The organism is Vibrio sp. 10N.239.312.C11 (assembly GCF_041466065.1).
Classification (GTDB): domain Bacteria; phylum Pseudomonadota; class Gammaproteobacteria; order Enterobacterales; family Vibrionaceae; genus Vibrio; species Vibrio tasmaniensis_A.
On the sequence record NZ_JBFSRZ010000104.1, the window covers coordinates 1 to 5,158 of the forward strand.

Annotated in this window: 4 protein-coding genes and 1 pseudogene; 3 read left to right on the forward strand and 2 right to left on the reverse strand. The window is 40.7% G+C overall.

Annotated elements, in window-relative coordinates:
• The first annotated feature begins 75 nt into the window (after nt 1-75).
• Together AB6D07_RS22500 and AB6D07_RS22505 are read left to right on the forward strand one after the other, a co-directional pair.
• Nucleotides 76-585, forward strand: a complete 510-nt coding sequence (locus AB6D07_RS22500; RefSeq protein WP_017103899.1) for a hypothetical protein — start codon at nt 76-78, stop codon at nt 583-585.
• Between the two features lie 77 nt (nt 586-662).
• Nucleotides 663-1,843, forward strand: a protein-coding gene (locus AB6D07_RS22505; RefSeq protein ID WP_102479999.1) for an IS3-like element ISVisp1 family transposase whose coding sequence is annotated in 2 segments (ribosomal slippage) — nt 663-948 and nt 948-1,843 — 1,182 coding nt in all. Because the reading frame shifts where the segments join, the coding sequence is not laid out codon by codon here.
• Between the two features lie 147 nt (nt 1,844-1,990).
• Here AB6D07_RS22505 and AB6D07_RS22510 read toward each other — a convergent pair.
• Entirely contained in the window at nt 1,991-3,190 is a 1,200-nt protein-coding gene (locus AB6D07_RS22510; protein WP_372092293.1) for an IS4 family transposase, read from the reverse strand.
• Nucleotides 3,191-3,351: 161 nt separating this feature from the next.
• Between AB6D07_RS22510 and AB6D07_RS22515 the strand changes: the two genes are divergently transcribed.
• Nucleotides 3,352-4,092 (forward strand): hypothetical protein, encoded by a 741-nt coding sequence (locus AB6D07_RS22515; RefSeq protein WP_017103059.1) that lies wholly within the window; start codon nt 3,352-3,354, stop codon nt 4,090-4,092.
• A gap of 37 nt (nt 4,093-4,129) precedes the next feature.
• Here the strand turns inward: AB6D07_RS22515 and AB6D07_RS22520 are convergent.
• A pseudogene (locus AB6D07_RS22520) lies at nt 4,130-4,883 on the reverse strand (IS110 family transposase); the annotation flags it as partial.
• Nucleotides 4,884-5,158 lie beyond the last annotated feature (275 nt).

A 5,158-nucleotide genomic window follows, 5' to 3' on the forward strand; every position in this document is an offset into this window, starting at 1 on the left:
AGTCCAACAGGTATTTATCCATTGTGCTACGACAACGGATAAATACTTAAGCGTTAGGCTTACAAAGAGGAATCAATGGACAAAATACTAAAATACGCGGTGAAAGAAGCTGAAGATAAATACGGAAAATCAAGATCTCAACGTGCTTTACTTCCTGTCCAGTTTCGCAATGGTAACCCGGATGTCACGTATCCGAGCAATCACCATTTGCTTGTGACTATATCGGAAAATTGTCGTAGAGAAGTGTATAGGGCTTATTATCAGTTATCACACGAAGCAATTCATACTTTGAGTCCAGTTGGTATTACACAGGTCTCATGGTTGGAAGAGGGTGTTGCTGTTAACTTTTCTCACAGTTTTATGGAGAGACATTGTGGAGTTAAGTGGGATAGTTGTGGCTCAACTAAATATGATTTGTCGTGGAAATATGTCAGAGAACTTCTTCAGTTATACCCTAATGCCATTCGTCAAATTTTCAATACATTTGGTTCTCTATCCAACCTTAACCCAAGAGAAGTGTCTAAAATGTTTCCTAGAGCTTCAAGTCGGTTGATTACCAAGTTATGTGCTCGTTTTAACCCATAAGCCTAACAAAGCGTTTAAGACGGATTCTGTAGTTGACCCGATCTAGTGGACACCTTCAATTGTAATTGGAGGTGTTTATGCCAGCTTATAAATCAGGTAAAAAAACTCAACAATATCTTACGGAATTTAAGGTAACTGCTGTCCGACTTTCGCTTCGAGAAGGAGCTACAGTTAAAAGCGTGGCGCTATCATTAGATATCCACCCTTATATGCTTTCTAAATGGCGAAAGGACTATAGAGAAGGGGTTATTATGGAAGATAAACGTAAGAAAAGGACTCAGATCCCGAGCCAGAAAACTGAGTCTAGTCGGATTGCAGAGCTCGAACGTCAGAATGAACAACTTAAGCTCGAGAATGACTTGCTAAAAAAGTGGCAACGATTCGTTGCCCAAGAAAATCGACAAAATTCCGATTCATAGCCCATTACAAAACGCGTTATTCCATTGTATTGATGTGCCGTTTTCTATCTGTTTCTAAGTCGGGTTACTACGCATGGCTTGATAGAGAACCAAGCCGCTACGATCAAGAAGAGCAGGCTTTGAAGAAGCGTATAATTAAAGTGTTTACCCAGAGTCGAGAGACTTACGGCAGCCCACGAGTTCATGCAGAACTGAGGCGCCAAGGCGTTTTGGTTAGCCGCAAGCGTGTGGCTCGGATCATGAGAGAGCAAGGGCTAAGAGCACGAAGTTATCGCATTTACATGAAAATGGCCAAGCTACATCGGTTCTATCAATCGATTAAGAATATTAAAAAAGACACACCAAAACCAACGGCAGTTAATCAACAATGGTCTGGAGATCTAACGTATATAAAGCAAGGTAAACGTTGGATGTATCTAGCCGTCGTTATCGACCTTTACTCACGTAAAATCGTCGGTTGGTCGCTTGGTAGTAAGAAGAGTACACAGCTAACGATGAGTTCGTTGAGAATGGCCATTAGAAATCGAAAGCCACAAGAGCGCTTATTGTTTCATACCGACAGAGGCTCTGAATATCGAGCCCATGAAGTTCAAGCTTTATTATCAAAAAATGGAATTGTCCCAAGTATGAATCGTCCAGGTCATTGCACCGATAATGCGGAGGTGGAGTCATTCTTCCATACGCTCAAAGGCGACATAATTAGGAAAAATAGTTTTAAAAGTGAGAAGCAGCTTAGAGATAAACTTGCCGGTTATATCCAGCATTTTTATAACCGTTATAGACTGCACTCAAGTCTCGGATATCGAACCCCACATGAGTATGAAGTCGTGACGGGTTAAAGAGAATAGGGTGTCCATTTTATCGGGTGAAGATCATTCCCAACGCATAGCATTTTCAGTTTGGGTCAGCTTTAGTGTTTAAGGTGGCAATGTTTTAGGTAGGGTGGTGGCGTTGCTCACTACTTAATGCGGCGCTGACGGATCCCCTCATAATTTCCCTAGTCCTGCGTTGTGTGTGAGCCTTTGATATTCGAACATTCCCCATTGATATTGGGATTCATTAATTTGATATCGCCGATGATTTCGAACCTCTCTCCCTAGACGAGGTATGGAGAGAACTCGACGGTGTTTAATGCTGTTGGCTTGGAAGTCAAAATGCCATTTGGCCTGTACTGCAATGAGGCCATTCCACCACATCAAGATTTCAGCGAGCAACGCAATAAGAAGCAGGATATCTAATCGCTTAGTACAACGAGTTCTGTTGTGACGAAGTGCGATCCCATAGGCGGTACTCTTTAGATCGCGGAAGGCCTCTTCTATCTGCATACGCTTGGCGTACAGATTGGTAATTTGTACTTCATTTAAGATATGTCTAGGGACATTCGTCGCGAGTAGCCACGGCTCCTTCGCACTGCGCTGGTAGAGATGTGTAGCGGAGTGTTTTTGGCTGGTTCTACTATGGCGCTGGGCTTTTCGGCCTTTTTCTAATCCCTTATAAACATAGGCTTCACAAGATATCGGTGATCTCTTTGCTAGTAAGCAGCGGCCAAGATATTTGGGTTTATGGACAGCGGTTGGATAAAAGGTTTTATTTGAGACCCAAGGTTTATGAGGTTGTTTGATTGATACTTCACCTCGGACACGACCTAACCAAAACCAGCCTTTCTCTTGAACTTGTCGGAACCAAGTATTTCGAAAACCCGCATCAGAAACGATGATTGGACTGGTTTTACTGGGTAAAATACTCTGCAATTTATCGAGGAATGTTTGGTGACTTTTCGGTGAATTATATTGGCCATACTCAAAAACTTGTTCAAAGATTGTGATGGCTCGACCATCAAGTGCAACGGATGCTCTTAACGTCATATAACGAAGTTGTTCACGAACATCAGACCAATCCACAAGGATCACAGGGCATGAGTTGGCGCCCGTTATTAAGTAGGCATGCCATTTATAAATTAGGTCTTTTTCACGATGTAGTTGGCGATTTCCAAGCAGTCTATCAACGCGTTTGATCGCATGTTTTACCGTGGTATTAGTTTCCAGTTTGCGACCTAGTTTAGTTAGCGTTAAGTCTGAGCCGTCAAGTACACTTTTTGTAGCAAGTATCAGAGAACTAACGCGTTTTTTGTGAATGGAGGGGCATTGGTTTTGTATGGTTTGTTGTAAAATCTGAATATCGCGCATCGTTAGTTCACTTGTTCGAAATGTGTGTTCAGCGATATTCATTAGATCAAAGACGGCGATGCGCGTCTACCTCATTGTTTTTATGCCTAATTATGAGGGGATTCGCAAGAATTGGGCGTTAGCTGAAATGGTTTTGGTTCGGGAAATTAAAGAGGTAGTAAGTGAAAGTTGATCTGATGGAAATAGTTTTAAAATTCTTGAATAAATGGTTGTTTCCAGACTTTACCAATAAATTGACATGGGCTGTTGCTTCAGCAGGAATTTTGATTATAACAACTCCTGTTGAGTTTAAAGTGGCACTTTGTAATTGGATAATTGGAATTTTAAACCTTTCATCAATATCTCCGCTAGAAGTACCAAAAGTAGAAGAAAATAACAACACTATGGGTTATGTATTGATATTGTCTTCTTTAGTTCACAATGCCATATATAAAGTCATATCGTATAAACTAGACACGCTATCCTTCGAAATAAAGCGAGAAAAACGAAAAATAGATTTAGCACTTTATGACAAATTTGTTTTGTTGTTTCCCTCATCTGGAGAAACAGTTCTGATGTTGAAAGACACGGATTTTGGATCGCGTGTTAGTAAATCCTCAATGAAGGCTATTGATGATTTTATGCATTTTTGGGAAGGAGCTGAATTTACGTTTAATGACGATGATATAGAATCAAAAAAAGCTGAATTTTACAAATTGGCAACTGATTTTAGATACAAAGTTTGTCAATATATGGTTCCTAAGGATAGAGATACTCTAACTGTTTATCCCAAAAACATTGACCCAGAGTTTGACATCATTCCTCAACATGTCTGTGATGAGATATCAACTCTAAACAAATTGGCTAGTGAGTTATATAACAAACACCAAGACTTTATTGTCTACTGCAAAAAACATCTGTAGTAAAATTTCAGCTAACAAACGACTATGGCGTCAATGATTAGTTTTTGGCTGTACTTTCATTCCACATGGCGCCATCTCTCAGCATAGAGTTTAGGGTCACAACCATCTTTCGAACACACGCGATTATTGCGACTTTCTTAGGCTTTCCGGCAGCTAAAAGTCGAGCATAAGTCGCTTTGAATACGGGGTTACATTGCATGGCTGACATCATTGCCATATATAACACTGTGCGTACTTGCGCTCGACCGCCTTGGATCACGCGCTTACCTTTGTAGCGCCCACTTTCGCGTGTTATTGGAGCGACACCAATCAGTGATGCTGCTTGTTTATTCGTGATGTAACCAAGTTCAGGTACGTTGCTAATTATTGATGCAGCGGCAATGTTTCCTATTCCTGGGACGCTTTGCAATATTGTGTTTTTAGCTTGGTATTCAGGGCTATCTTCAATGAGTTTAACGAGCTTTTCTTCTAACTTGGTGATTTGATTTTTTATTGTGGTTAGCATTGGTTTGATAGTCGGATGGAGAGAGGCGGGAAGTATCTGGATTCGGTTCTTTTCCATGGTTTGCATGGATAACAACTGGTTTCGGCGAATGACTAAATCACTAATTAGGCGTATGTTTTTTGGCTCTGCGGCCAATAGCACCAGCGAATCGTTTTATATGGACAGGGTTTGCTCTGACAATAGGTAATTGAGCCTCTGCATATGCAAGAACAAAAGGCATTTCTAATCGGCCTGTAGCTTCAATAACGATTCGTTCAGGACTGTGACTCTTAATTGTTTTGAGTGCTTATTATCCATACAAACTGTTTAAGGGTGATTCGCAACGCGTGGCATTTTTACTGTGTGTTGGTTTTAGTGATTAAGGTGTTTGCAGTAGCTTCGGTATTGCGTTGTTCACGCTTTAACTTTTCGTTATAAGCTATTGCATTTGTTAAGTATTTCAAAGTATGCGTAAAAGGTTCTAAGTATTATTCTTTCTTTAGTTATGTAAAGCGGGTTACTTATGGGCGGCTTTGTTGCGTAATTCAATGGAACTAAATCAAGAACCTACGATCTGATCAG

Excerpts from the sequence above, each read along its gene's own strand:
- AB6D07_RS22510 (WP_372092293.1), bottom strand. The coding sequence starts at position 3,190 with ATGCGCGATATTCAGATTTTACAACAAACCATACAAAACCAATGCCCC.
- AB6D07_RS22500 (WP_017103899.1), top strand. The coding sequence starts at position 76 with ATGGACAAAATACTAAAATACGCGGTGAAAGAAGCTGAAGATAAATAC.